General features: G+C 45.6%; 27 protein-coding genes. 19 read left to right on the top strand and 8 right to left on the bottom strand.

The window, feature by feature from the left end; all coding sequences use genetic code 11:
- Window positions 1-106 precede the first annotated feature (106 nt).
- The 9 genes from METH11B_RS0120555 to METH11B_RS0120595 all read left to right on the top strand — a co-directional run bounded on the left by METH11B_RS0120555 (window position 107) and on the right by METH11B_RS0120595 (window position 10,928).
- On the top strand, window positions 107-733 hold the full coding sequence (locus METH11B_RS0120555) for a hypothetical protein (RefSeq protein ID WP_026603634.1): 627 nt from the start codon (window positions 107-109) through the stop codon (window positions 731-733).
- A gap of 610 nt (window positions 734-1,343) precedes the next feature.
- Complete coding sequence (locus METH11B_RS0120560; protein ID WP_026603635.1) at window positions 1,344-2,981, top strand: hypothetical protein; 1,638 nt, start codon at window positions 1,344-1,346, stop codon at window positions 2,979-2,981.
- A gap of 92 nt (window positions 2,982-3,073) precedes the next feature.
- Window positions 3,074-4,558, top strand: coding sequence for a hypothetical protein (locus METH11B_RS0120565; RefSeq protein WP_155931160.1), 1,485 nt, complete (start codon window positions 3,074-3,076; stop codon window positions 4,556-4,558).
- Window positions 4,559-4,580: 22 nt separating this feature from the next.
- Window positions 4,581-4,958 carry a hypothetical protein gene (locus tag METH11B_RS0120570; protein WP_026603637.1) on the top strand — a complete coding sequence of 126 codons (378 nt, stop codon included), beginning with the start codon at window positions 4,581-4,583 and terminating at the stop codon, window positions 4,956-4,958.
- A gap of 55 nt (window positions 4,959-5,013) precedes the next feature.
- Complete coding sequence (locus METH11B_RS0120575) at window positions 5,014-6,588, top strand: LodA/GoxA family CTQ-dependent oxidase (RefSeq protein ID WP_026603638.1); 1,575 nt, start codon at window positions 5,014-5,016, stop codon at window positions 6,586-6,588.
- Window positions 6,585-7,679: an FAD-dependent monooxygenase gene (locus tag METH11B_RS28835; RefSeq protein ID WP_081733851.1), complete on the top strand. Its 1,095-nt coding sequence runs from the start codon at window positions 6,585-6,587 to the stop codon at window positions 7,677-7,679. Before METH11B_RS0120575 ends, METH11B_RS28835 begins: the two co-directional genes overlap by 4 nt.
- A gap of 494 nt (window positions 7,680-8,173) precedes the next feature.
- Window positions 8,174-8,755: a papain-like cysteine protease family protein gene (locus METH11B_RS0120585; protein ID WP_026603640.1), complete on the top strand. Its 582-nt coding sequence runs from the start codon at window positions 8,174-8,176 to the stop codon at window positions 8,753-8,755.
- 63 nt (window positions 8,756-8,818) lie between these two features.
- Complete coding sequence (locus tag METH11B_RS0120590; protein ID WP_155931161.1) at window positions 8,819-9,349, top strand: hypothetical protein; 531 nt, start codon at window positions 8,819-8,821, stop codon at window positions 9,347-9,349.
- A gap of 40 nt (window positions 9,350-9,389) precedes the next feature.
- Window positions 9,390-10,928, top strand: coding sequence for a hypothetical protein (locus METH11B_RS0120595; RefSeq protein ID WP_026603642.1), 1,539 nt, complete (start codon window positions 9,390-9,392; stop codon window positions 10,926-10,928).
- Window positions 10,929-11,644: 716 nt separating this feature from the next.
- Here METH11B_RS0120595 and METH11B_RS0120605 read toward each other — a convergent pair.
- Window positions 11,645-12,079, bottom strand: coding sequence for a hypothetical protein (locus METH11B_RS0120605; protein WP_026603643.1), 435 nt, complete (start codon window positions 12,077-12,079; stop codon window positions 11,645-11,647).
- A 214-nt stretch (window positions 12,080-12,293) separates the two neighbouring features.
- Here METH11B_RS0120605 and METH11B_RS0120610 point away from each other — a divergent pair, with 214 nt between their 5' ends.
- The gene (locus METH11B_RS0120610; RefSeq protein ID WP_026603644.1) at window positions 12,294-12,746 is read left to right on the top strand and encodes a hypothetical protein; all 453 of its coding nucleotides are present in this window, start codon (window positions 12,294-12,296) and stop codon (window positions 12,744-12,746) included.
- A gap of 135 nt (window positions 12,747-12,881) precedes the next feature.
- Here METH11B_RS0120610 and METH11B_RS0120615 read toward each other — a convergent pair whose 3' ends face one another.
- A complete protein-coding gene (locus METH11B_RS0120615; RefSeq protein ID WP_026603645.1) occupies window positions 12,882-13,370 on the bottom strand; it encodes a hypothetical protein in 489 nt (162 codons plus the stop codon).
- Window positions 13,371-13,590: 220 nt separating this feature from the next.
- On the opposite strand from METH11B_RS0120615, the gene METH11B_RS0120620 reads away from it, so the two are divergent.
- Window positions 13,591-14,523, top strand: a complete 933-nt coding sequence (locus tag METH11B_RS0120620) for a tyrosine-type recombinase/integrase (RefSeq protein ID WP_026603646.1) — start codon at window positions 13,591-13,593, stop codon at window positions 14,521-14,523.
- Window positions 14,524-14,532: 9 nt separating this feature from the next.
- Window positions 14,533-14,772, top strand: a complete 240-nt coding sequence (locus METH11B_RS0120625; protein ID WP_026603647.1) for a WGR domain-containing protein — start codon at window positions 14,533-14,535, stop codon at window positions 14,770-14,772.
- Between the two features lie 67 nt (window positions 14,773-14,839).
- Here the strand turns inward: METH11B_RS0120625 and METH11B_RS0120630 are convergent, their stop codons facing one another.
- Window positions 14,840-15,127, bottom strand: a complete 288-nt coding sequence (locus METH11B_RS0120630) for a type II toxin-antitoxin system RelE/ParE family toxin (RefSeq protein WP_026603648.1) — start codon at window positions 15,125-15,127, stop codon at window positions 14,840-14,842.
- 12 nt (window positions 15,128-15,139) lie between these two features.
- Window positions 15,140-15,394, bottom strand: a complete 255-nt coding sequence (locus tag METH11B_RS0120635; RefSeq protein WP_026603649.1) for a type II toxin-antitoxin system ParD family antitoxin — start codon at window positions 15,392-15,394, stop codon at window positions 15,140-15,142.
- A gap of 320 nt (window positions 15,395-15,714) precedes the next feature.
- Here METH11B_RS0120635 and METH11B_RS27130 point away from each other — a divergent pair, with 320 nt between their 5' ends.
- From METH11B_RS27130 to METH11B_RS0120660, 5 genes are all read left to right on the top strand, one after another.
- Entirely contained in the window at window positions 15,715-16,053 is a 339-nt protein-coding gene (locus METH11B_RS27130; RefSeq protein ID WP_026603650.1) for a CopG family ribbon-helix-helix protein, read from the top strand.
- A complete protein-coding gene (locus METH11B_RS0120645; RefSeq protein WP_026603651.1) occupies window positions 16,050-16,421 on the top strand; it encodes a type II toxin-antitoxin system VapC family toxin in 372 nt (123 codons plus the stop codon). The genes METH11B_RS27130 and METH11B_RS0120645 overlap by 4 nt, the downstream gene beginning before the upstream one ends.
- A gap of 24 nt (window positions 16,422-16,445) precedes the next feature.
- Complete coding sequence (locus tag METH11B_RS0120650; protein WP_026603652.1) at window positions 16,446-17,420, top strand: site-specific DNA-methyltransferase; 975 nt, start codon at window positions 16,446-16,448, stop codon at window positions 17,418-17,420.
- Between the two features lie 311 nt (window positions 17,421-17,731).
- Window positions 17,732-18,022 (top strand): type II toxin-antitoxin system RelE/ParE family toxin, encoded by a 291-nt coding sequence (locus tag METH11B_RS0120655; RefSeq protein WP_026603653.1) that lies wholly within the window; start codon window positions 17,732-17,734, stop codon window positions 18,020-18,022.
- A gap of 9 nt (window positions 18,023-18,031) precedes the next feature.
- The gene (locus METH11B_RS0120660; protein ID WP_026603654.1) at window positions 18,032-18,325 is read left to right on the top strand and encodes an addiction module antidote protein; all 294 of its coding nucleotides are present in this window, start codon (window positions 18,032-18,034) and stop codon (window positions 18,323-18,325) included.
- A gap of 200 nt (window positions 18,326-18,525) precedes the next feature.
- Here the strand turns inward: METH11B_RS0120660 and METH11B_RS27135 are convergent, their stop codons facing one another.
- The 4 genes from METH11B_RS27135 to METH11B_RS0120680 all read right to left on the bottom strand — a co-directional run bounded on the left by METH11B_RS27135 (window position 18,526) and on the right by METH11B_RS0120680 (window position 20,384).
- Complete coding sequence (locus METH11B_RS27135) at window positions 18,526-19,209, bottom strand: MgtC/SapB family protein (protein ID WP_026603655.1); 684 nt, start codon at window positions 19,207-19,209, stop codon at window positions 18,526-18,528.
- 237 nt (window positions 19,210-19,446) lie between these two features.
- Complete coding sequence (locus METH11B_RS30200) at window positions 19,447-19,638, bottom strand: DUF4383 domain-containing protein (RefSeq protein WP_081733852.1); 192 nt, start codon at window positions 19,636-19,638, stop codon at window positions 19,447-19,449.
- Entirely contained in the window at window positions 19,596-19,817 is a 222-nt protein-coding gene (locus tag METH11B_RS29575) for a hypothetical protein (RefSeq protein WP_026603656.1), read from the bottom strand. The genes METH11B_RS30200 and METH11B_RS29575 overlap by 43 nt, the downstream gene beginning before the upstream one ends.
- Before the next feature lie 30 nt (window positions 19,818-19,847).
- On the bottom strand, window positions 19,848-20,384 hold the full coding sequence (locus tag METH11B_RS0120680; RefSeq protein WP_026603657.1) for a carboxymuconolactone decarboxylase family protein: 537 nt from the start codon (window positions 20,382-20,384) through the stop codon (window positions 19,848-19,850).
- Window positions 20,385-20,548: 164 nt separating this feature from the next.
- Between METH11B_RS0120680 and METH11B_RS0120685 the strand changes: the two genes are divergently transcribed.
- Window positions 20,549-21,139 carry a TetR/AcrR family transcriptional regulator gene (locus METH11B_RS0120685; protein ID WP_026603658.1) on the top strand — a complete coding sequence of 197 codons (591 nt, stop codon included), beginning with the start codon at window positions 20,549-20,551 and terminating at the stop codon, window positions 21,137-21,139.
- An 11-nt stretch (window positions 21,140-21,150) separates the two neighbouring features.
- Window positions 21,151-21,744 carry a uracil-DNA glycosylase family protein gene (locus tag METH11B_RS28845; RefSeq protein ID WP_081733853.1) on the top strand — a complete coding sequence of 198 codons (594 nt, stop codon included), beginning with the start codon at window positions 21,151-21,153 and terminating at the stop codon, window positions 21,742-21,744.
- Window positions 21,745-21,855: the final 111 nt, after the last annotated feature.

Below are 21,855 nucleotides of genomic sequence, written 5' to 3' on the forward strand. Positions count from 1 at the left end.
GCTAGACACAAATACCCATTGCACCTAAAGCAGACACCGAGAATCTTAGCTAGACTTAGGTTAAATCGAGCAGTAGACCGCCTTACATTCCAAATTCGAGGCCAAAATGCATCATTTAAAGGTGGGCTTCCAGTGGGCCGATCAAATTGCACAGATCCGAAACGCGCATTCCGATGAAACGGGACTTATCCGATTCGATAACACCTTCTATCGTATTTGCAAGAAGTCGTCGCAATTATTCAGAATTTTACTTTCTGCAGGGGAAAACACGGGGACGCCGCCACTCCAACTTGAGGTAAACGAGAAGGATTTTTATATCAACGAAGTAGCCACCGCTAACATGGAACGTTATGCTTCGACCTTCAGGGCCGCCAAAGTTAGTGCTGGATCACTGAATAGTGCTATTCAAGACTTGGCCAAATGTCAGGCTCGTGGCGATAACGTCTTTTTCCTAAGGTCATTGATTGTATTTTGCGTTGCAGAGTCGATTCGAAATGATCAATTTGCTACGATACTTGGCCAATGTTTCCGTGCAGGTCAAATGTATATTGGTGGAGTTGAAAACGCCTTATCCATTGCACCTTGGTGGGATTTAAGTCACCAATGGGGGAAAACAAGTGATGCGATACATCAACTAAACACTTTAAAACATCAGCATGTAGACATTCGAAGAATTCCGCCCCAGTTGCATGAGTGTGCAAAAACGATACGAGTATTAAAGGCGAAAAACTAACAACCCGCAGATGATGGAGACGGTAAGCGCTTGATTTTTTCAATGAGTAAATCGAGGATTAAATAACCCAAAGCAATGGGTTATTTAATCCTAAACATTTTGGCCTGTCAGAGCAAGTTCGGCCATCAGGAGACACTCGCTCAAAATCTCTTAATGGCACTTACTCAACTCTAAGCTGACGGTCATATTGCTTGTAGATCATCTTTGATCAACTGATCTCTCTCTGAAAAAATAACATGCAAGCACTATAAATTTAGAAATTCATCGAGCCAACTAGTAATTGCTGTCTGAAAATTAATTTCAATCCAGTACTTTTGTACTAGTACATTTGAAAGGTTGACACAAAGTATCGATGGCCTGTATTTTCATTTACTAGCCGATGTTTTAAGCATATCAAACTTAAAACTCGACTGACTCTGCAATCCAAAATTCATTCTCTAATTGTTGTGAATCTTTTTTAGGAAAAGTAATGCCGATTACTAACTCACTTGATTTTCCTGCAGACATTAAGCTTACAGATCTTTTTTACTCCGGGAGGAAATTGTAGTGAAGTAAGTCACGTGGTTTGTTATTCAAAGGGTACTAAAATCAACTTCTGGAGCATATCCCTATGATAGAGGACACAATTAAACAAATCGAGGCGTTGAGAAAGTCTGAATTAGAGAACCCCCCCTTAAAAACCACTTCAGAGAGCTTGCTTCAAAAAATTCAACAATTTGAAGAGGCGCAACTGATTGAAAACTCTGTCGCGGTTTTCACCGAGCAAACACGCAACACGAGTGAAGATGCCGAAACCAAATTAAAGCATGCTGATGAATCTTACAAAAACGCAGAACAAGCCAGAATCGCCAGCGTCGCTTTGGTTAAGAAAGTCACCGAAAGTGAAAACACTCTGAAAATAGCATTGGAAAATCTGGATAAGGTCAATAAGGAGTTGGTCCGCCTTCAGAAGTACCGGGACGAAATAAAGACAAAACTTGATGCCAACCCCGCCGACGCCCAACTCAACAAGGACTTTGAAAATGCCAACACTGAAGTCAATAAGCAATACGAACTGGTGAACTCAGCCACCACTAATTTGGACGATGCAAAAGCTGCCAAGGAAACAGCCGACAAGGAATTGAAAACCGCCATTGACAATGAATTTGACGCTTTGACAGAAGCGAAAAAAGCTAGGGAGGAATTTGAGGCTGCGGCGAACAGGTTTAGCCAATTAAAGGCCGGTATGGAGGCTTTGAATTCGCGTATCAAATTCGGTTCATTTTCAACGCTTTTTGACAAGATAACCTCACCAGGGGCAATTTCTGGCTTTTATGTCTTGTTATGTGCGGTTGCCTTATTGGGTCTTTATTTTTTGCTCAAGGGCGACTTTTTGGACAAAATCCAAAATATTGATGTTGCCCGTGGACTGATCACCACGACCATATCCATAGTCAGCGTTGCAATGGCGATGGTTTTGGTTCTCTATCCAATCACAGGCTCTGACAAGGAGAACCTTTCCTTAAAAGATCGCTTTATGTTGTCAAAGGAAGTACTGACGATGTTTGTCGGCATTCTTGGCACCATCGTCGGGTTTCATTACGGTTCGGATCATGGCTCCACCGGATCTGTTTCCGAAACTTTCATCGTCAGCCCAAATGAAGTGCAGGCTGGTAGCCCCGTCACGCTCGTCAGTGTACTAACTCACGGCACCCCACCGTATACTTATGAGGTAAGTTCAGAACCCAATGGCATTGAGAAGAAAGGGGAGATTCTTGACAACGTCATCAATCTACAGGTGAATGCACCAGCGGACATAAAAGCTGACACCGCCTATAAAATCACCCTAACTGCCAAGGACAGCAACGATACCGAAATTGCTAAGTTGAAACGCCTTGTCATGGTCAAAAAACCGCCAACGGCTCCGGATGGCGGCGGCAATTCACAGCCCAATGGCCCATCTGAAATCAACCCGGAATTAAAACTGAAAGTCGAGAGCATAAAACAAGGGGAAAATCTTGAATTGGAGGGAAAGATCGCTCCGGGTGGAACATATCGTATTAAAACCGACCCTTCCTTGAAGATTGGCACGAATGGGTCTGGTATTACCGCCAACAAAACATCCGCAGACGGGAATATAAACGAATCATTTACCTTACCGGAAGACATTACCAGCACAAAATACACCATAACTCTTGAACTGCTCGGGACAGACGGAAAAACGGCAATTAAATCAGTGTCCAAGTTGCTTACGGTGACTAATAAATAACTAAACTTTGAATCTCAGGGTTCAGATTGATGGGCAATGGAGTTCAGGGAACGATATCCCAAAAGTTACTTTCACTTAAGAGGCAGAGGATCATGAAAAAATTACATTTTTGCGGCAAAATCGTTTTGTTTTTAGCTGTTATCTTGCCATTTGCCACCAACCGAAGCTACGCAGAGGAAGAATGCGCTCCAGATAAAGCTTGGTTGCATCCCACCTCACCGCCCGACCTTACACTGACACCGAAGTCGCACCCAGAAGGTGACGATTGCCCCTTTTATCAAGCTGCTTGGAACACATTCCTCTACGCGACGAATCCAGATGGTGGACTTCCTGCGTTTGTGTCGAAATTTGATACGATCGAAAGCGCCTTGGGTACGGCCGCGAAGGGTAAGTTTCCATCACAGAAACTTGGCAAGCTTGCGCTGCTTCCTCGGGGGGATAAGCAACCGGGGCACGCCCAAATTAACGCCGGGGTGGCGCAGGCTGGAGATCTGGCGGGCATTTTGATTGATCGCGATGGCTATCCAGTTTATTACGCGATTCACATGGATCCCTTTGTGTTCACGAAATTTCTACGCGACAACAATTTAATTAATTCAGACCCTAAAGTAGTAAAGTCAGCAGTACAGTCATTCGATAAAAATAAAGGGTTTCCTGCAGGCGCAATAGAACTCAAATCGGCCTGGAAGGTCGTTCCCGCTGGCTCCAAGCTCGATGAGAAGTATTTCACCGTTGATGCGCAAGTGCCACGCCTGAAAAAGGCTAGCGGTGCTGACCCTGATGTGGTTATCGATACGGGTTCACCTCCACTCGACGTAAGAGTAGCATTGGTAGCAATTCACGTCGTGTTTGTGCTTGGCAATCATAGCGAATTTATATGGTCAACCTTCGAACATACCGATGAAGACGGAAATCCCGATAGTGCACCAAATGGGCCGATTCCAAACAGTAATCCACCGCCGTTGCAGACCTCTGAAATAAATGCGGATGACCACTTTCTCTTCTTCCATCAGCACACAACAGTCGGTGGAGGAAATAAGGCTTCATCCCCCGCAGAGCGAATCGCCTCGTTCGACGAAGCAACCCAAAGATTCATAGGAAAGACGGACAAGATACCCTCATCGATTTACAGGCTTTATCCTTTCTCGAAGGTCAATGGCAAAGATGATGCGACTAAAAAGGTGATACCAGCAAACAAACTTGATGGTCAAATCGTCGCAGTAAATAAGGGGATGGGAGATCTTTTCAAGACGGAAGTTGCAAACGGTACTGCCGACAAGCGTCGCTATTACCGTTTGGTAGGAGCCGTCTGGCTTGACAAACCGAGCGAAACATTTAAGCCTAGTAAACCATTTAAGAATGGTCTAACCGAGACGTCGGATGACGGGATAGTCGCTGGCGAAGACGCCCTCTCTAGTACGGCCATGGAATCCTTTACCCAGAAGAGCGATAAGAACTGCTTTGCCTGTCATGACACTCAGGACATCCCAATTGATAAAGACTTCACAATTGGGGGAAAGCTGATCAATGTCAGCCACATTATCTCCAAATACTTAATAGACGCTCCTAAACCGTAGCCAACTTTCAGAGATTAACAATATGCCTATCACCTACAGCAGAGTAATCGCTTATCTCGATGCAATCGCCGATAAAGGAATCAACAAAACCGAAGACGCACCGCATGACCGCTTCTGGAAGGATCTGTCTCGAGAACAATTCGTTAACGGCACTGTTCCAAACGTGCATTGCCATGGAGCAGACATCCCGATAATTGATCACGAAAATCCAGCTAATTCCTCATTCTTCTTAGTGCTGAAAGCCAACGCGGCCTTTTGCAACAAGGCACAGATGCCGAGAGGTGGACCGTGGATTACTGATGAGGGCTACGCAATTACTCTGTTGGATGGGTCGCAAGTTTCTGGACAGCAGATTCAGGACGATATTATTGACTGGTTGCTAAACGGATTCCCTGAGTGAACAGGAATGCTGATGGCTGCAACCTAGTGTTAACAATCGAAAGAGGTTTTGATCAATGATCGAATCAATTAAGATTTTCCCGCCAATCGGTATAGCCCGGTTAGGTAAGAGTCCAGATAGCTATTTCATCGGTCCAGAGCAGCCGATACCACCGACTATCCCAAACGGAGGCTACCGAGATGCCTTCGGACTCATCAAGCGTCAGGCTGCTCGATTTCGCCTTTTCGCATTTGACGAAAATAACAAACTTGTTGAAGAAGTCACGCTCGATAATGCACAGAGCATTGAATGGACTGTCAAACTCGCAAATACCAAAGCTGCTGCGAATCGATTCTTCGGTAAATTCGATAAAGACGATACAGCTCACGGGCTACGCAATGCCGATTTTCAAAATCGCGACCAACTCAAGCTGACACCTTCACCAGTTTCTGTCAGTGGTAGGAATGAGAACTTCAGCGATCTTGCGGCTTCCAGGCTTGCAGGTTTGGCGAAGGAATTTACAGTTGATCAGCAATTCATCGGCCACCACATCCAACTCAGCCTTGGCACTGCGACAACTGACGATATCGGACGATTGCTTATACTCGGCGGTTATGGCGAATCAAAATCACCGACGGGATCCTCGCTTCACGAGCCTGGATCCAATTTTGCCAACCATGATGGCTGGTATGATGACGTCTCTGATGGGTTGGTAACCGCCAGAGTAACTCTTCCGGACGGATCTCAGCCGGTTGTTGTAAGCGCTTGGGTAGTCGTCGCACCACCGAAATACGCACCAGGCATTCAGCCGATAGTGACACTTTACGATACTTTGCTTCAGGCGGCCGTGGATCGTAACTTGATGCCAAGTCCGTTTGCTAATCCAGAATTCAAACCCTCGATTGAGAGAGACATCATACCAATCCTTACGCGTGCGGCCCAAGTGCGTTGGGTTTATTCAGCAGGCCATCAACAATTTCGCCCCCTAGGATTTCACCACACTTTCAATAATATCCCACCTGCTGCAGCGGAAAATGTGTTCAATAGGCTATCCACGCCTTCAGCCAACCCGGGCGAACCAGGTTCTGGCAACGGCGACATGCCCAAAATGTGGTCGGATGACTATCCAGACGGTTCGAACGGCACACTTACTCGAATTCAATATACTATGATGAAGATGTGGACGGAAGGAGAGACTGAGGCGGGGTCTCCGCCATCTCCCGACGACCCCATTACTCCAGCAGGCCTCACGCGCGCCGCCCTTGAACCCTGTGTCGGAGCCGCATTCTTCCCTGGGATCGAGGTAAGTTGGAAAACCCGCGACTTATTCGCATTTATAGAGCCATTTCGTCTCGACCCTACCCAAGTGCATCCGGGTGATTTAACCAGTCAGATGTCCCTCCCATGGCAGTCTGACTTCCTCGACTGCGCTGTTGAATCTGGTAATGGGCCAGACGATCTTGTTTGGTGGCCAGCACAGCGCCCGGTTGACGTTTTGAAGCCAGGTTCAAATACATATATACCGTGGGCTCGGGTGAGCGATGTTAACTCGGTAGCGATGTCGGTCGAAGAAATGATTGATGGTTGGAACCATCTAGCCTTTGTAGTTGAAGGGGGTGACGGTCGCTTCGAAGAACTGCCACGTCCGTGAATCGATCGCTGATTCGATATGATGCAGCTATCATCGGGGGAGGTCCCGCAGGATGTTTTGCCGCATTACTTCTAGCCCGTGCAGGATGCTCGGTTGCGGTGTTCGATCATACACGCCCTAACCAAATGCTGATCGGTGAAACCTTACCTCCGGCAGCAACACGTATTTTCGCAGAAGCAGATCTGCTAGAGTGGTTTCAGAAACAAAGTCACCGTCCTTCACCAGGGATAGTATCAGTTTGGGGCAGTGAAGAACCTTTGGCCACAGATTACCTTTTTTCACCGCACGGAGATGGTTGGCATATTGATAGATCGCGTTTTAATACGCAATTTCGCGATGTAGCCTCTGAAGCAGGGGCACAGTTCTTTCATGCTACAACGCTAAATAGCTGGAAACGATCCAAAAATGCAACTGGCTGGGTACTTAGTACGAACACGGGCGGCGAGTTAGTGTGTACTGTGCTGGTCGATGCTTCCGGACGTCATCCTTCAAAACGATTACCATATCCTTTCCGGATCACGCATGATAGGTTGATAGCAATCGCAGGATTTCTGGAGGTAGGTCCCAATAGTCAAGCCTCATCGGACTATACAATGATCGAGGCAGTGCGGGACGGATGGTTTTACTCTGCTCGTCTCCCTGCTTCAAAACTCGTGATAGCGTTCATGACTGATCCTGATATATATGCGCAGGGAATACAGTGTTCTGCAACCTACTTAGAAGAACTGATAGTAGAGACAAACTTAACAAAAAATCGTGTAAGTTTGTTTCCTGCACGAAGAAGAGCGTTCTCTGCCCTGTCAATGCAAAGAATGGTATCGGCGCAGCCAAACTGGATCGCCATTGGCGACGCAGTCCAAAGCTATGACCCGCTTACCGGACTCGGATTGGTGAATGCTATGAATTCGGCGAAAAACGCCGCCCCAGTTATTTTAGAAATGCTAGCAGGTCATCAGAGTGCTGGAGAGCTATATCAAAACTTACAGCGCCAGACTTTCTCAAAGTATCTCGAAAATCGGACACACTATTACTCTCTCGAACGTCGCTGGCCACAATCTAAGTTTTGGCAGCGTCGCAGCCAGTCCTTGTGATGTCTACTTATAAAAATTGCTGTGCTAATACATCTCTTCGCGCCCCATATTTTACCAATATGGCTGCCATTGTGGAGCCAGAGTTCATGCATCAAGTCTTCTTCAAGTAGCTATTAGTCTGTAATTATCAACAAAAATCGGACACCTATTCAAGCAGCGTTTCTATAAGAATCTCATTCAAATTCGATGGAGGATTGATAGCTCATTGTGGAAGGCATTTTCATCAATATTTTTCTTACTTACGTACTGGTACAAAAGTACTGGATATCAAACACAAATTATAATGATACGATTGTCGCTCAAGAGTTAGCCATTTTAGTTACTGAGATAACGATGTGTTTTTGGGTCGCTAGCGAATCCGATCCGTTAACAATAAACTGGTATATGGGTTAATTACCATATGATTTTTGACGATTTATTTTTCCTGGTATTGGCTGTTATCTTAAAGTCGATAAGGTATGGTTTAGTTCTGTGTTTTTCAGAAAATATCTTTTATGAGGTTATCATCATTTAATTCACAGCTCGTTTCTCTGAAGCTGACGGGTGGTCAAGAGGCCGGGATTCCGGCTATCTTGACGGTCGAACGGCAATGCCGCGCACACTGGTGTTGGGCTGCAGTGGCATTAAGCGTGGGAAAACATTTCGGTGTGACCGATTATCAAACGCAGGAAGATCTGGTTTTCAATTACTTTAATTTTACTGTGGAAGAGAAGCTCTCCAACAGTGCGGCATGTGATTCTAATGACAACCAGCATGGTGACCATACGAGTTTAATAATTCCACTCAGTAGTGTCGGATTTCCGAATGCGGCTAGCAAAGAAGCCCCACTCCAGGAGGAAGAATTGGTCCATGAGTTGTCCAATGGCCGTCCAGTTTGTGCTTTTATTGAATGGTCAAATGGCACAGGCTATCATGCGATAGCTATTGTTGGCATTGAGGCGATGAGAGACCAGGATGGCAATAGGAGATATATCATTGGTGATCCACTGCATAACACTCAGCGGTCAAGTTACAATCAGTTATGTGACAGTTATTATAATAATGGACAATGGAAAGTCACTTTCACATTATCCTGAGCATAAAATCTGTCGATAAATATGTTCTCATATTCTAGCCATCCGCCAAATTTGGTAACGGATTTGATTCTGAAAATCAGTCATGCTCTGAGTTGTATTGCATATAGTAAAGAACATGCCGGAATATTTCCTAGCGATATGAATGAGTCGAAGGCTGACTGTGAAATAATTGGCCCATTCCCTTTGCTTCATGTCATTTATGAAAAAATACTCAACAATGCCAGCCCTAAGCTGGCTACAGTGCAATTCGGATGGAGAATGCTGGTTATGCTGGATGACCAACCCGTCGCGTTAATAGATTGTGATATAAAAAAGGGAGCTACACGTCCCCCCTTCATTCACTCAGGCGATGCCGCACTATCCTTACATGATGCGCTTGCCTACCTCCAGGTGTTGGGAAAAAAACGCAAATGGATAGCTGGCTTGCATCAAATCAAAATTATTGATTTGCCTGATTGTGCAAAATCGTGTTTATGGATATCGCACACCGCAAAAGGATTTTTATCATTCTCAAATGCCACAGCGAATGAAAATGTCATGGCCTTGCAAACTTGGAGCGAGTTTGTCGCTTCAGCTTACCCGGTGCATCCTTAATAATCAGTTGGCGAATTTTACCTGTCATAATGGAGTTGTCATGTTTTTTTATAACGCTTTGATTAGATGGTTTTTTCTAGCTCTTGTGGCATCAATAATGTTGGCTTGTACAACTGATCTAAAGGTAAGCCCAATGGAGTATTCAAAAACACCTTTGGAAGGTATTGATTATGCTTTACCTTTTGCGCAGTTTGATATTGCTATCAGCACTCGACTTAAAAAATGTGCAACGGAATCAGGCTGGCCCGATTTACAGACCACTGTCACGGCATCGGCAAGATATGAAAATGACCCATCTAAGCACTTTCTGATTGACTATAGCAGCCTTTCAAGCTGGATGAAAACTTCTGACTTCCAGATTAAGAAATATGACAATAGTCAGATGCTGAAATCCATTGGAGTTATCTCAGAAGACAAAACAGGAAAAGTCATCGTGAATACCGTGGGCGGTTTGATAAACCTCGCCCATGCCGCAGTAATTGCTGGCGCTGGCGCTGGGGGTGAGAAAATAGATAATCTATGTAGCGCAGATGCAAGGAAATATTTATTAGATTACGACACCCAAAAAGCAAGTTTAGAAAAAACGACGGACAGGCTTGATACCGAGACAAAGCACCTTAAAGCAATAATTGATGTCATCCCATCGCTCGGTAAAGAAGTAATCCCAGAAATACAAAAGAAAATATTCTTTCATTCCGAGCAGTTGGCTTTGTTGCAAGTGCAACTCGGCAACCAATCAAAAGAGCTAACCGCAACAATAGAAAAGATCACCAGCCCTGTGGTAAAGCTCAGTTGGCCTGATTCTGGCGATGAATTAGAAAAAAAAGACATTATTTCTACACCAGAAAAGGAAAAAATAAACGATTGGCTTCTTGATAAGATCTTTGATAAAACCAAAACTGCTAACAAGATAGATCCAAATGTCAAAAAAACTCACTCTGTTTTCATACCGATTGTCGACACCAAATTGGTTTCGGTCAGTGAAAACACGCAAGCACCAAGTAATAAATTAAAATCAACAAATGGAATTGTTTATCGGATTCCAGTTAAAGGGAAGTTAATGGTTTCCGTTTGCAAAAATTTTGAACATGCACCTGGCACATTGGCCCCTAAATGTAAGGCCATGGATGATCAAGAAATTACTAGTGCATCAATTCCTCAACTAGGGCAGACATTCGTATTGCCCTTTCATAATGGTATTTTCCAGAACAACCTTTTGAATGCCGAATTTGCCATCGATGGCACTTTAAGCTCATTCCAATATACGGAAAAGTCCAGCCGGGCGGAAGTAGCCAGTGACACATTCAACCAAGTTGCCTCAACTATCCTGCAAGGCACTAAGGATATAGCCCCGCTGGTGAGCAAACCTAAGCTTTCTAAAGCTGAAGAAATCAAAGCGTCCACTGCCGAGCTTCAAGCCCAAGCGGATTATGAGAAAGCAAAATTAGCGCTACAACCATCCTCCGACCAAGACAAGCAACTGGCTATTCTGGCTTCCGAGACGGCACTATTAGATGCGCAGCGTAAACGAATTGAAGCAGAACAAGCATTGTCAAAAGCCAAAGAGCAAACACCATAGCCGTAATATAGCTGGGGATTTAGATGACTATTGAAGGAAGCACTGAACCATTCCTGGTTGGCTGTTTAAGTTCAAAATTGGAAAGAATTTCTGATGTCTTCTTGCTGTTGATAAGCTGCCATTATGATTTATCGGCCGAGTGGCTCCTCAGGGTCGGTTTTGCTCCTTCAATTCCAATAGCGTCAGTCGGCTAAACTGCCGTTTTACCTAGAGCTAAGCCGACCACTGGAGCCCAGCGGAAGCGGGTCCGGTTTGAGCGATTTGTTAGGCAAATTCGTTAATCCCCATTAGGCGAAACTGCAATACGCTCACCCTTACGAGTTACCAATCCTTAAATTTAAACTGCTTCAACCGTTGTTTAAACTTTTCCTTGTCGCTAAAGTAAAAAATCGCCAGAAAAATCCCAGGCCATAATAGAAACAAAAATATTTGACTCAAAGCGGCAAAACTCATTTGTGCGATCCTCTAAGACTAGGAATGGGATAATGGCATTGATTGGTTCTCACCCCAAATAGTTTCAAAAATGGCGGCTGGATGCGCTGATCAACGAAAGCAATAACTCGATTGTGTTGAAAAAAGCTCTTTTGTGAAAACAGTACTTTTTATAAAAATTATTACCTTTTAAAAACAATGGGTTGAAAATACGAGTGTAGGCAAAATTGGCCTAAATTCACCGAAAACCGACTTTTTCCACAGAATAACTCATTTGCTGCCGTTCAAATCGAGTATGTGACTGGCTCCCTAGGGTCGGTACTGCTAGTTCGCCAATCCCAAAAGCCGTCATTAACTTCTGGTGTAATCGTATCTCTGTAAGATTCCGCTTGATTGAGCCCTTTGCTGACTTTTTGTTGGGCCGTATTTTTATCTTCATTAGAGTGAACATAACTCGCTATTTCTGCTTGGGTTGCTCCACTAGCTTTTCCATCCAGATAACGCAGATAATTTCTTAGAGGCTGTGTTTGTACCCGGCCTTTGTGGTGTAGTTCGTTACCTTGCTCTTCATAATCTTGTTGTTGCTTAAGTAAATATTTCCTGGCTTTTTCAATTTGATCCTTTATTGGCAACGCAGCAGAAAACACCATAAAAACTTCATCCTTGCCATCTATTGAAAATGCGATTTCATCTTCATCTTCCGAGGCTCTAAAGCACATAGGATAGTCGTAGTCTTTTTGGAAGACGGGTGGTGTGTTATTGGCAGGGTCTAGTTTTGTGGAAAACTCGACTACCGGAAAAACATCTAGGATTTTCTGGCGCTTGGGCGTGATTTTAGGAATGACGCTCTCTAATTCACACCGAGCGATGTATTTACTATAACTCTCTGGTCAACATTTCTTTATGTAAAAATGATTCTCAAAGGAGACGATAATGAAAGATCAAACTCCAGAAGTTGTTACTGGACCGGCATTGCTTGTACGTTTTCCATGGCTAAAGTACCCGGAAATAGATGTCTCGCAATCAGAGAACAAAATTTCTAGTACTTCAAAACATCGACTCAAATCTAGGTTGAAGCCAAAGAAAACTATGGCATTTAATTCGGACTGCTTTGAAAAACAATACAAAGAGCTTTGTAATTTAAAGAACAAACGCAGAATTGCCATTGAATTGTGCAGTTTAGAACAATTCAGGGTGATGAGCGATAGAGAAAAACAGGGATACCTAGCATCTAGGTGTGTACATAAACTGACGCGTATGGATGAGGGAGAGGCTAATGTCCATCAACTTGGTTGGCAGGGTTTTCTTCAGGGAAATCTTCGAAATAATCGGACCAGTCACCCATGTTCAGCGCCTCGGAAAAGATGGTATCAATTAAATTTATAATAAAAACCAGAATAGGTAAATTTTGCTTTTAAGATATGTGATTGGGGTTACAGTGCTGGCCAATTCTTAGTCAGTTTAAGTTCTCTTCTTACCTAACGGCGGTTTAGGGCGGTTTGTCACCAAATGGTCACAACCTTATCCACAGATTCTGGGGATAACAGTGTTAGGAAGCATCCCGATCCGACTGAGAACATCATCACCTTCCATTTTTTTGTGGTGGGTAATCTGATGTTTTATAGCTTGACTTTGACCGATATAGGTTATCCCTTCAGGAATCAAATCTGTTACCAATTTTTGGCGTTGCATTTCGTAAATTGATTCAGCCAACGTCAAATCAATAGGCTCTTCATGTAACGATAGCCAACAATGCACGCTGTATTTCTCTTTTGGTTTGCCATTAAGCCATTCATTTAGCTGATGGTCTTCAAAATGAAATAGCTTTGTGCCCTTAATTTCAACATAACCAACAAAAAGCTGAACTTCTTGGCCAAAAATGCGCCTTGCGTCTTGTAACAATCCCAAGCTGATGTTGCCGCATTTACCCGCAAAACTTTCACCAAAACCTTCTGTGTTCCTCGCCCGGTCTTTCGCCTTCTTGTAAAGGCAGTCTAATTTATCATTCATATAGTTACCAAAAAAAATGTTTTAGTAATTATAGTCGTTTTTCATACCATATCATGGTGTTTTCACACCCATGAATAAACGATTTTTTGTTTATTCGCCTAATGTTTACGTTTTTGCATTTTAAGTATGATGCTATAAAATAGTAATTTTAGTAAATCTGGTATCCTGCCCCGAAGGCCAAAAATCCCGACCAGGTTTACACACGCGGTAAGGAGTGAAGATGAGCGAATCCACCGAAATTTCCTTCGAGCAAACCCGAAAGGATTTCCTTAGCTTTTTGAAATACACCAAAGGCCACTCCGACACCACTTGCTACAACTACAACTCGGATTTGGGCATATGGCAGCGCTGGTTACTCGAGGCCAAACTGGATTGGCAAAACTGCAGCCCAACCGATGTTGAGCATTTCGTTTCGCATTTGTCGCGCGAAGGGGTAGGGGCCCATGCGGTGGCTAGAAAGATTTCCTGCCTGGCTACCTTTTATAAATGGGCCAAGCGTAATAGCAAAGTCCAGGAAGACCCTATCTACCAGATCGAGAAACCCAAACGTCCGCGCCGAATTCCGGTTTGGCTGGAAACCGAAGAGCAAAACGCCTTTATCAAGGCCACCCGCAATTACGACGATATTCCAGACAACATCTTTGGCCGCAGCCGTGATAGCCTGCTCGAAGTACGCCGGCGCTACGAACTGCTGTTCGAGCTGATCCAGAAGTCCGGTTTGCGCATCAGCGAAGCCTTGGGCATGAAAAACCGCGATGTACGCGTGGTCGATGGCGTGGCCAAAAGCCTTCGCGTGATAGGGAAGGGCAACAAGGAGCGGCAAGTCCCGTTGCCGGAGGCCTTCGGCCGGGTGCTGGCCTTATCGATTGGAGGGAAGGACGGCGATGAATACCTATTCGCCAAGAAACCTGGCGGCAAGCCGCCAACAGCCCACGCCGTGCGAGCTTATTTAAAGAAGCTGATCGAGAAAGCCGGGATCGATAAGAAAGTCACGCCGCACAAGCTGCGCCACACCTACGCTACCCGCTTACTGGAAAAAGATGTGCAACTCGTCGACATTCAGGCCTTGCTCGGTCACGAAAGTATCGCCACCACGCAGATATACACCCATGCAGGACAGGAACGGTTGAGTAAATTGGTAGCTGATATTTGAGGCAAAAACATGACCCACATCCATCTGGAACGCCACGACCCCGAAAAAAACCTGCACCGGTTTTATCAGATGTTTGTGACGCCAGGCGTTTTCGGGGATTGGTCGTTGGTTAGGGAGTGGGGCAGGGTAGGCTCACCAGGTACGGTGAGGAAAGATTGGTTTGCCAACGAAAGGGAAGCTTTAGCCGCGGAAGACACACTGGCAGCCAATAAATGTAAAAAAGGCTACCGGCCAAAGCCATCAAAATAAATTCGGCATCATCCTACTGCCCTGTCCCGTGTCAACCCGTAAAAAATAGGCATAGTATTCTTTGATGTTAGAGCAGGTTTTCAATATCCCGCGCTTTGTTCATCACGCGGATAATGTCAATGCCGTCATGTAGCGGAAAATAAAAAATCAGGTAATTTCCAACGGAATGACTGCGCACCCCGTTTTTGATTTCGTCTCGGCAGGATCCCATTTTCGGATAGTCGGCCAACGCCAATAGTGTTTCCTGAATCCGATCAAGAAACTTGTCGGCCTGGTTCGGGCTATCTTGGGCGATATACCACCAGATTTCATCAAGATCGCTTTCGGCCTCTGGCCTAATGAGCAGACGCGGCATTTATCTTTATCCTTATTGTTTCCGCTCGGCCAGCCTTTGGCGACCTCTGGCTTTAATGACGTCCATGTCCAAAGGGGCGGGATCGCCGCTGTCTATCCCTTTTTGAATTTCTCGCCGCAATTCATCCATTCGCAACGCTCGTAACTGATCGCGTTCTTCCAAAAGGCGTAAAGCCTCGCGCACGACCTCGCTAACGGAATTATAAAGACCGCTATCAACCTTGGCCTTCACCAGTTCTTCAAAATGGGGGTTAAGGGAAATGTTCATGGTTAGTGTTCTTCGCTGTGGCTACGAATAACAAATTATAGCAAATTTGGTTATTCGTTCCTGTCGTATAGCTGCTGAAAAACCATTCTGGAGTTGGTCATTTGTTGCGCACGGGTGCCGCGTGATAGCTTAGCGCCTAAGTGCTTCCGGTAACTTTTCAACGCCGTTTGATATGTCAAATCAGTGATCGATGATTTAGCCAGCGTCCGATTAGTGAATCATAATCGGACAAATTGGAAGCTTACTAAATACGCAATTAGCCAAGCGTTAAACCATGCTATATGATTACAAACGAACCACCATTAACCGGAGCAACCACCATGGCCACAGAAGCCTTTACCGTTAGAGCGGAAACAGACATCGTGCATCAACTCGATAGCATGGCAGGAGCTTTGGACCGTTCCCGCAATTACTTGGTCAACCAAGCCTTGCGCGAATATCTGAAAACCCATGCCCGGCAAATTGAAAAAATCAGCCAAGGCATAACCGCCGCTGACCGTGGCGAAGTGATCGAGCATGACGAGGTGATCAAGGAAATGGCAGCCATCGCCCAGCCCGCATCCGGCGACGATTTCTTTAACTGTGCCGGCATTTGGGAAGATCGAGAAATCGACCAAACGTCCATTCGTGCCAAAGCCTGGCCGGATCGGCGCGGATGATTCTCTGTGATACCAATATCCTGATTGAATTTTACAAAGGCAATCCGGAGATCATCCAAACCCTCAGAACCATTGGACCAACTAATATAGCGGTCAGCGTCATCACCAAAGCCGAACTGTTTTACGGCGCTAGAGACAAACAAGAACTGGCCAAAATTGAACGCCATCTTGGACAGTGCCATTGCTACGGCCTGAATCCGGCTATTTCATCCTTGTTTATCGACTTGATGCGGCGCTATTCGCTTAGCCATAAAGCCTCGGTCCCCGATATGTTGATTGCAGCGACCGCGCTTAGCCATGATGTGACGCTGTACACCCTGAATACCAAGGACTTCAAATTCATTCCGGACTTGAATTTGTACCTTTAACGGACTCTACGAAAGGAACCTACCGTGCCAATTCTGCACTGGCTCAACAAAAACCAAGCCGTCAAAACCGTTAGCCAATGCGCTTACCGTTTGTTGGAAGAAGTGCCGGCCTTGTCGTATGGCGATGCCGGCAACCACAACATGCTGATTCAAGGCGATAACCTGGAAGCCTTGAAAGCACTGATTCCGTTCTACGCCGGCCAGGTCAAATGTATCTACATTGACCCGCCATACAATACCCGCTCGGCCTTCAGCCATTACGACGATAATTTGGAACACTCGATTTGGTTGAGCATGATGTACCCGCGTCTGGAACTGCTGCGGGAATTATTGAGCGAAGACGGTAGCATCTGGGTATCCATCGACGACAACGAAGCCCATTATTTGAAGGTGATGATGGATGAGGTGTTTGGGCGGGGGAATTTTGTTGCGAATGTTCTCTGGCAGAAGCGAACATCGCCTGATGCTCGGATTCAGCTTGGCGGAGCCCACGACCACATAATGGTGTATGCGAAGTCAGCTGAAAAAGTCGTGTTTAGGAAGTTAACCATCTCACCTGAACAAGCTAAAAACTTTAAAAACCCTGATGATGATCCACGGGGACCTTGGGCTTCTGCCGACTTTACTGCGCAGGGATGGCGACCAAATCAAATGTATAAATTGCGTTCACCTAGTGGACATGAATTTGAACCGCCTCCAGGACGCTGCTGGGGAAATGTTGAAAGTGAATATAAACGCCTACTTCATGAAGGTCGGATGTGGTTTGGCAAGGATGGTACAGCTAGGCCTCGTGTGAAAAATTATCTTTCTGAAAGTGAAGGAATCAGCTCTTGGACGTGGTGGACCAATTCCGAAGTTGGCCATAACCAGGAAGCAAAAAAAGAAATCAACGTTTTGTTTGGCGCTGATGATGCTTTTGATACACCGAAGCCAGAAAGGCTGTTAAGTCGCGTTTTCGAGATTGCTACTGACAATGGCGACCTCATCCTCGACAGTTGATGCCTGTTTTTGTCTCCGATACTGCAACTTTAATGACTCTTGAACTTTGTCAGTTACTGGAGACAATGCTTACTGGTGGGATTACTATAGTTATTCCTGACCTGGCGTATAAACGCGATTTCGAGGGTGGCTATTTTTGCCCATCCCCTCGAAAAGGTAAAAATTAGCAATATCTAATAGGCTAGCATGCAATTTCCACCATATTATCTGGCACATAATCCACCCCGCTATTATCCATTTCAACACGAGCCCTTACGTTTGGCTCGTAGTCAGTCTATTGACAAACGTAGCCTATAGGCTACACTTAAAGCATGGTCGATATAAAGAAAACCGATGTTTATGCCCGATGGCTGGACAATCTTCGTGACATTCGTGCTCGTGCACGAGTTTTGGCCAGGGTCGAACGTCTAGCTGCCGGCAATCCGGGTGACGTGAAGTCGGTAGGCGAAGGTGTATCAGAAATGCGCATCGACTATGGCCCCGGTTATCGGGTGTATTTCACTCGACGCGGCAACGAAATCATCATTTTATTGGCCGGTGGCGATAAAAGCACTCAGGATGCCGATGTTAAAACCGCCCAAGGTCTTGCCCGTAACCTGTAGGATAACGCAATGACAAAAACTATCATCAGTCGCTACGATGTAGCGGAGCACTTGAGAACCACCGAAGAAATGGCGGCCTATCTGGATGCCTGCATCGAGGAAGCCGACGGCGATGCGGCCTTCATAGCCAAAGCGCTTGGCGATATTGCCCGTGCGCGTGGCATGTCGCAGATTGCCAAAGAGACCGGACTTTCCCGCGAAAGCCTGTATCGATCCCTGGACGGCGAGCATATCCCTAGTTTCGATACGATTCTCAAGGTAACAAAGGCACTAGGCATTCATCTGCATGCCGACCCGGCCTGATAAATTCAGCGGTACGAAAACGTACGTTAGCGGCTACTTTAATTCGCTTGCAGGCTTTCTTAAGCAAACTGACGGACAACACCCGGCCAACAGGAGTCACTGATGCCGGATTTACAACTGACGGCATACGGTTGAAAGCAGTCATTAAGCCAAAGCCATTAATCAATAACTGCACGCTATATATCTGTAGCCTAAGGCTTTTAGTCAAATTGAACAATCGACTCAACCTCCGGCAGCTCAGCCAGTTTTACCAGAAAATCCTTATGGTGCTTATGGGCGTTGCAATAACTTAAAGTCAGGCTCACTTTTTTCTCCTCACTTGTTTCGACCTGGCCCATGCTATGGAGCAGTTGATAATTATCAAGGATATGGTCGATTTTGACAGCGGTTTTACCGCCTCTAGGATCGTAAATCATTTTAATTTGGCGATGAACGCAGGGGCCAATATAACGGCTTTCCACTCTTGTAACGACTGTCTGAATTATAAGCAATAACAAACTTAACGCTAACCCTGCACCACCCAATCCGGCTCCAATAACCATGCCGATGGCGGCAGTCGTCCAGATAAGGGCGGCGGATGTCAAGCCACGCACACCGCTGCTACCCTGGAGGATGGCACCTGCGCCTAAAAAGCCAACGCCGGTGACGATTTGGGCAGCCACACGGCCACTTTCACCAGAGCTGCTTTCTAACACGGGCGATATCAGTGTGAACACCGTAGACCCTAGACAAATCAAGATCATGGTGCGAAGTCCCGCTGGTTTAAGTTTACGCTCGCGTTCGGTACCGATCAGTGAACCGCACAGCACTGAAACTGCTATTAAGGCGATTTCCAACCAGGGATGGGGCAAAAATTGCTGCCAATCATTTGTTAGCCAGTACATGTGTTGCAACCTCGATTATAAAAAATATCCCAAGCACCTATTTTCAGACTTACAAAAAATCTGGATGCCAAAGAGCAAATACACTTTTGGTCTATTCAAAGTTTGAAATTAAACTATTTTTAAACATTTTTTCGACCCTGTTGTCGCGGTGCCAAAAGGGGTGCGGCTGACAGTAAGGCGTAAGCGTTTAGCAAAAGGGCGAATCTGATTTTTTGTCAGACATCGCCCTGTTTTCAATTAGCTGTATTCAGCTTTTAACCGGGCTTGGACAGGCGTGGAAAGAACTCCTGCCGCCACGATGACAATCGCCAAGCCTAAATGTAGCCAGCGGTCAGGCCCGTTAATATGGATAAAACCCAGCAACATGTCGCCTGGCCAAACAAAGCCTAATAAGGCCACCAAGCCATAAAAATACCCTGAATAAAGCACAAAGCGTTTTTCTTGGCCTGGATAATTATGACACCCAACAAAAAAACCACTCCGGTGATTAAATGCACTTGGTTATGCGCCCAGTTTGCTTGAAAAAAACCGGATTCGGAAGCAATGGGATTTTCCACAAAGCCCATCAAACCGACGACAACGAACGTTAAGCCAAAAATAATGGCCACTAATTTTGCATTGAACAGGGTTCTTCTCCGTTATAGGGTTTTTAAATCGACCACAGGAAAATCGATAGCGGTCAAAGCGGTTTCGTTGAAATAATTGGTAAACGTATTCAAAGCGACGTGGGACAGAATTTCGATAATTTCTTCCTCAGTAAAGCCCTCCGCGCGGACAGCTATTAAATCGTCATCACTGACTTTGCCCCGTTGTTCCAGCAAAGCGCGGGCAAAGCTGATCGCCGCTTGGGTTTTGCCATCGCTGGAATGGCCTTTGCTATTGGCAACCAATTCGGTTCTATCAACACCGGCTTTACCCCCCAAGAAAACATGGGCGGAAGCACAATAATTACAGCCGTTAAAACCAGCCACGGTGACCGCCAATTGTTCCCTCAGTTTTTTGTCCAGTACGCCGCTGCTTAACGCGGTGTTGAAGTTAAGATAAGCTTCCAATGCTGCCGGGGCATTGGCAAACGTGGTGAAAATATTTGGCGTCGAGCCCATCGCTTTTTTAACGCCATCTAACAATTCTTTGGCTTTGCCTTCGGCGTGGGTAACTGCTTTGATTCTTTGCATGGTAAATTCCTAATTAAAGTTAAGCGTGATAAGTAAACCGATAAGTTTACTTGCTGCAAAGTGTAAACCGATCTGTTTATCTTGTCAACTAAATTGTAAACTTATCTGTTTACTTTTTATGGGCATTTGTTAAGCTACGTTCACCCACACTAATAATGCGAACTATGACTAACGAAATTGAAGCGGTACCTAAAAAATCCATTAAACGTTTACAAATTATCCAGGCAGCCTTCAAGCTGTTTACCGAAAATGGCTTTTATGCCACCGGCGTAGATTTGATCATGCGCCAGGCTAATGTCTCCAAACGCACGATGTACATTTATTTTCCGACCAAAAACGATTTGATCGTCGCCGTGCTGGAATTTTACCGTGCCAATTACGATCAGGGTTTAACTGATTTGTTAGCCAGAAATGACTTAAGCAGCCGCGAAAAAATAATAGCCATTTTTGAAGATGCGGGTAACTGGTTTGAGAACAGGCAGTTTCACGGTTGTTTGGCGGTCAATGCGATGGGCGAGTTTTCCGGCAAAGATCCTAAGATAGAAAATGCCTGCCTTGTATTTAAAACGTGGGAGCTGGATGTTTTCCGTGAGTTAACCAAGGGGCTTCCTGTCATGTATCCAAATGATTTGGCTTTTAAACTGCTGGTGTTGCTGGAAGGCATGGGGGCAATTGCCCAAGTGATGAAAAAGCCTTGTCCAATTGATATAAAACAAATGGTCAATGACCTAATGGATGGTCACTGCGTTGCTTAAGGAAGCGAGTTATGGCGGGGTTTGAATCATTACTTTATGAAGTGCGCTCTTGCATACTCTGTTCAGAACATTTACCGCTAGGTCCGCGTCCTGTCCTCCAATTGCATCCTGATGCAAAGATTTTGGTGGCAGGCCAAGCACCCGGGCGAAAAGTCCATGAATCCGGAGTGCCGTTTTCAGACGCCAGCGGTGATCGGCTTAGGGATTGGTTGGGCTTAAACAGTGAAACTTTCTATGACCCACAACAAGTCGCCATTCTGCCGATGGGTTTTTGCTTTCCCGGCACGGGCAAATCGGGTGATCTTCCACCAAGACCGGAATGCGCCACCCAATGGCGTGGGGATTTGTTGGGGCTGCTGCCAAACCTAAGTCTGACCCTGGTCATTGGTCAGTATGCACAAGGGTATCATTTGCCGAATGCCAGTAAATCAGTAACAGCAACTGTTCAAAATTGGCGCGAGCATTGGCCTGGCGTAGTGCCGTTGCCGCACCCCAGCCCACGCAATAATCTGTGGTTACGCAGAAATCCGTGGTTTACAATTGAGCTGCTTCCGGCTCTGCGAATTCTTATTAGAGAAGTACTCGAAAGGCCCAGCTTCCGCTGATGGATCGGCAGATCGATCCAGTTGGCTGTCTTAAATTGACTGGCAGCTATCCGAGGGGAACCTGACGGTCAATTATTGAGATCCGATGGCCGGTTTGGGTCGGGTATTGCC

The organism is Methylomonas sp. 11b (genome assembly GCF_000515215.1).
Classification (GTDB): Bacteria; Pseudomonadota; Gammaproteobacteria; order Methylococcales; family Methylomonadaceae; genus Methylomonas.

Coding starts and splice junctions, on each gene's coding strand:
- METH11B_RS0120555 (WP_026603634.1), top strand. CDS start 107: ATGCATCATTTAAAGGTGGGCTTCCAGTGGGCCGATCAAATTGCACAG.
- METH11B_RS0120560 (WP_026603635.1), top strand. CDS start 1,344: ATGATAGAGGACACAATTAAACAAATCGAGGCGTTGAGAAAGTCTGAA.
- METH11B_RS0120565 (WP_155931160.1), top strand. CDS start 3,074: ATGAAAAAATTACATTTTTGCGGCAAAATCGTTTTGTTTTTAGCTGTT.
- METH11B_RS0120570 (WP_026603637.1), top strand. CDS start 4,581: ATGCCTATCACCTACAGCAGAGTAATCGCTTATCTCGATGCAATCGCC.
- METH11B_RS0120575 (WP_026603638.1), top strand. CDS start 5,014: ATGATCGAATCAATTAAGATTTTCCCGCCAATCGGTATAGCCCGGTTA.
- METH11B_RS0120585 (WP_026603640.1), top strand. CDS start 8,174: ATGAGGTTATCATCATTTAATTCACAGCTCGTTTCTCTGAAGCTGACG.
- METH11B_RS0120595 (WP_026603642.1), top strand. CDS start 9,390: ATGTTTTTTTATAACGCTTTGATTAGATGGTTTTTTCTAGCTCTTGTG.
- METH11B_RS0120605 (WP_026603643.1), bottom strand. CDS start 12,079: ATGTGCTTTAGAGCCTCGGAAGATGAAGATGAAATCGCATTTTCAATA.
- METH11B_RS0120610 (WP_026603644.1), top strand. CDS start 12,294: ATGAAAGATCAAACTCCAGAAGTTGTTACTGGACCGGCATTGCTTGTA.
- METH11B_RS0120615 (WP_026603645.1), bottom strand. CDS start 13,370: ATGAATGATAAATTAGACTGCCTTTACAAGAAGGCGAAAGACCGGGCG.
- METH11B_RS0120620 (WP_026603646.1), top strand. CDS start 13,591: ATGAGCGAATCCACCGAAATTTCCTTCGAGCAAACCCGAAAGGATTTC.
- METH11B_RS0120625 (WP_026603647.1), top strand. CDS start 14,533: ATGACCCACATCCATCTGGAACGCCACGACCCCGAAAAAAACCTGCAC.
- METH11B_RS0120630 (WP_026603648.1), bottom strand. CDS start 15,127: ATGCCGCGTCTGCTCATTAGGCCAGAGGCCGAAAGCGATCTTGATGAA.
- METH11B_RS0120635 (WP_026603649.1), bottom strand. CDS start 15,394: ATGAACATTTCCCTTAACCCCCATTTTGAAGAACTGGTGAAGGCCAAG.
- METH11B_RS27130 (WP_026603650.1), top strand. CDS start 15,715: ATGGCCACAGAAGCCTTTACCGTTAGAGCGGAAACAGACATCGTGCAT.
- METH11B_RS0120645 (WP_026603651.1), top strand. CDS start 16,050: ATGATTCTCTGTGATACCAATATCCTGATTGAATTTTACAAAGGCAAT.
- METH11B_RS0120655 (WP_026603653.1), top strand. CDS start 17,732: ATGGTCGATATAAAGAAAACCGATGTTTATGCCCGATGGCTGGACAAT.
- METH11B_RS0120660 (WP_026603654.1), top strand. CDS start 18,032: ATGACAAAAACTATCATCAGTCGCTACGATGTAGCGGAGCACTTGAGA.
- METH11B_RS27135 (WP_026603655.1), bottom strand. CDS start 19,209: ATGTACTGGCTAACAAATGATTGGCAGCAATTTTTGCCCCATCCCTGG.
- METH11B_RS0120680 (WP_026603657.1), bottom strand. CDS start 20,384: ATGCAAAGAATCAAAGCAGTTACCCACGCCGAAGGCAAAGCCAAAGAA.
- METH11B_RS0120685 (WP_026603658.1), top strand. CDS start 20,549: ATGACTAACGAAATTGAAGCGGTACCTAAAAAATCCATTAAACGTTTA.
- METH11B_RS28845 (WP_081733853.1), top strand. CDS start 21,151: ATGGCGGGGTTTGAATCATTACTTTATGAAGTGCGCTCTTGCATACTC.